At 37.4% G+C, this 3,154-nt stretch carries 2 protein-coding genes and 1 pseudogene; 2 read left to right on the forward strand and 1 reads right to left on the reverse strand.

Going from position 1 to position 3,154, the window contains the following annotated elements:
- Positions 1-90: 90 nt before the first annotated feature.
- Entirely contained in the window at positions 91-681 is a 591-nt protein-coding gene (locus tag AC06OU_RS15230; protein WP_342567481.1) for a TetR/AcrR family transcriptional regulator, read from the forward strand.
- Between the two features lie 86 nt (positions 682-767).
- Positions 768-2,867, forward strand: coding sequence for an MMPL family transporter (locus AC06OU_RS15235; RefSeq protein ID WP_475856901.1), 2,100 nt, complete (start codon positions 768-770; stop codon positions 2,865-2,867).
- A 97-nt stretch (positions 2,868-2,964) separates the two neighbouring features.
- On the opposite strand, the pseudogene AC06OU_RS15240 reads toward AC06OU_RS15235, so the two are convergent.
- Positions 2,965-3,154, reverse strand: a pseudogene (locus tag AC06OU_RS15240) (chitooligosaccharide deacetylase); the annotation flags it as partial.

Consider the following 3,154-nt stretch of genomic DNA (forward strand, 5'->3'; position numbering starts at 1 on the left):
TGTTACAGGTGCCTGGCACCCGTAACATTGCTGTCATTTTGTGTAGATTGGTTTTTGTAATATAATGAGTGGGATAGTGAGGTGTTGGATATGGCTCGTGAAAGAAAATTTACTGATGAGCATTTGTTTAAGGAAACAAAGGAATTAATTATTCATGATGGCTATGAGGCTTTTACGTTTAGTAAGCTGGCTTCACGTCTGGGTGTTTCAAGAGGAAGTCTCTATAAATATTATGATAATAAAGATGAGTTAATTTCTGAGTTTCTGATGTATGAGATGGCTAGGTTTTTATCGGATTTTGATAAGTTGAATAAAAGTGCTGATTTCCAAACTCAGTTTAATGAGCTGATTGATTTTATTTTTGCGCATAATAATATTTACGAGGTATTGGATATCATAGGTCAAATTCCTGCACCGACGACAAAACGGGCATTGAATAATAAATCTAGAATAAGCGAATACTATATTAGTATGTACCAGCAATTTGAAGGGTTTATTGAGCTAGGGAGAAGAGAAGGTCTTATTAAGGAGCATTTGCCTACAGCAGTTTTACTTGGGATGATCTTTCAAATTATTGCGATTCCCAACCACTTTCATATTCCTGAAGGCGAGTGGGTGGCTTCTATAAAGGAAATCTTGAGCAGTGGAATGTTCAAGGTCGATTCATTGACAGGAAAATGATAGAAAAGGATAATGAAAAAGTAATATGTTTTTTTATCCAAAGTGACACTAGTGTCACTTAATAAACCGAGTAGGGAGTGGAATTGTTGAAAAAGTTATTAGGAAGTGTCACTGATTTTGTAGCCACTAAAAAGGGTATGTGGATTACAATCGGTGCATGGATAGCGATTACGGTCTTACTAACAATATTTGCACCTGGAGCGGGAGACCATAAAGTATCAAGCGTCACGTCTCTTCCTGAGGATGTCCAATCCGTAGTGGCTCAAAAGCATATTGACGAGCACTTTAAGGATGCAGAAAGTCTTCCGGCTATTTTAGTACTACAATCCAAGGATGCAGAAATTGATGTAACTGCCCTTGGAGAAGCATTAGATAAAGTAAGTGCAGCAAATATTAATGGAGTAAAGGAAGTAGTTCCTTTTAGCAGCCTGCCACCTCAGGCTCTAGCTGGTTTCTTCTCAGAGGACCAAAAGACGGCAGTTGTTCCGTTAAATTTTATCACCTCTTTAGAAACTGCTGAATTAGAAAAATCACTAGAAGAAATTAGAGATATAGTTTTGGAGGATACGGGGGCATATGTTTACATTACTGGCCCAGCTGGTATTGCGGTAGACACTACTAATTTGTTTGAAAGAGCAGATTTAGTATTGATTTTAGCTACTGTTGGTATCATTTTAATATTATTGATTGTAATTTATCGATCTCCTTTATTAGCAATTATTCCATTATTGGCTGCGGGGATAGTATATCAGGTAGTTAATCAATTGTTAGGTATTCTGGGAGCAGGTGGCTTAGATTTAGCAGCTCAGTCATTATCTATTATGTCTATTCTATTGTTTGCAGCTACCATTGATTATTCTTTATTTGTTTTCTCTCGTTATCGTGAGGAACTGAAGAATTATGAGAGTAAGTTCGATTCGATGAAGTGGGCAATGAGAGAAACAGGGATACCTGTATTCTTTGCAGGTGGTACTGTTCTTGCAGCAATGCTAGTATTGTTCTTTGCGAGCTTCGGAGATTATAGAAACTTCGCTCCGATCTTTGGTACTACGATGTTTGTTATTATGTTTGCTTCTGTAACATTAATACCTGCATTGTTCACATTATTTGGTCGCAAGTCGTTCTGGCCACGTATTCCTAAGTATGATGAAGGGGAAGAGAAGGTCAGTAAACTATGGAGCAAAATTGGTTCATTCGTTGTAGGGAAACCAATTGTAGCGGCTCTAATTATACTTGTTATTTTAGTGGGTTCTGCTTTGAATATGTTTAACCTAAAGTATGAGTTCGATACGATGAAGTCCTTCCCAGAGGATATGCCATCACGTATGGGCTATGAGATTATAGAGGAAGAGTTTGCGAAAGGTGATTTAGCCCCAACAACTGTTCTTTTTGAATCAGAGGAAGAAGTAACGGAGGAAGTTCAAGCAAGTATTTTGGAGCAGCTTCAAAATCAAGAGCTTGTAAACTCTGTACGCCCTACTGGTGTATCAGAAGATGGATTAGCGGTGCAATACCAATTAACCTTTGAGGACAGTCCATATTCTACTGAATCAATGGACGCTCTTGAAAAAATGATAGAAGAGAAAGAGGATATCATTTCTGCATCGGAAGCTGACGGCGATTTATACTTTGCAGGTGAGACAGCTGCTCAAGTGGATGACCGAGCAGTAAATGATCGTGATTTAATTATTATCGTAGTATTAGAAACGATCTTGATCTTCATTCTATTAATCGTGTTGACAAAGTCTATTAAGATGCCTATTTATATGATGGGAACCATTCTTTTATCATTCTTAGCTGCATTAGGCTTAGGAATGTTCTTATCTAATTTATTCTTTGATATTGATACCATCAGTAATCGAGTACCATTGTATTCCTTTGTGTTCCTCGTTGCGCTTGGGATCGATTATAATATCATTTTAATATCTCGTTTTATGGAGGAACGTCAAAAGCATTCAGTGAAGGATGCTGTTCAAATTGCAGTTTCTCATACAGGAGGAGTAATTTCCTCTGCCGGAATTCTATTGGCAGCTACATTTGCTGTCTTAATGACTCAGCCAATTCAATTATTGTTCGTATTCGGCTTCATTGTTGCGGTAGGTATTATTCTCGATACCTTCTTAATTCGAGGTATTTTATTACCGGCTTTAATTGTCTTGTTTGAAAAGGATAAAAAGAATAAGTAGAAATAATGAAAGCTTGAACCGTTAGGGATTCTAATGGTTCAAGCTTTTTACGTGGATGAAGGAGTAAAAAAAACATCCTTACCCATACTATAGACACTTATGGATGCAAAGACATTGAATGTATTTCAATAAGCTCTGAGACAGTTACAAACCGATATCCCTGCCGCTGAAGCTCAGGAAGTATTTCTTCCAGTGCTTTAATAGTTTGAGAACGGTCCCCTCCAGAATCGTGGAATAAAACAATGTTGCCTGGCTTCACACCTGATAATACTTTTTTAACAATTTTC

The sequence above is a fragment of the Psychrobacillus sp. genome (assembly GCF_056205495.1).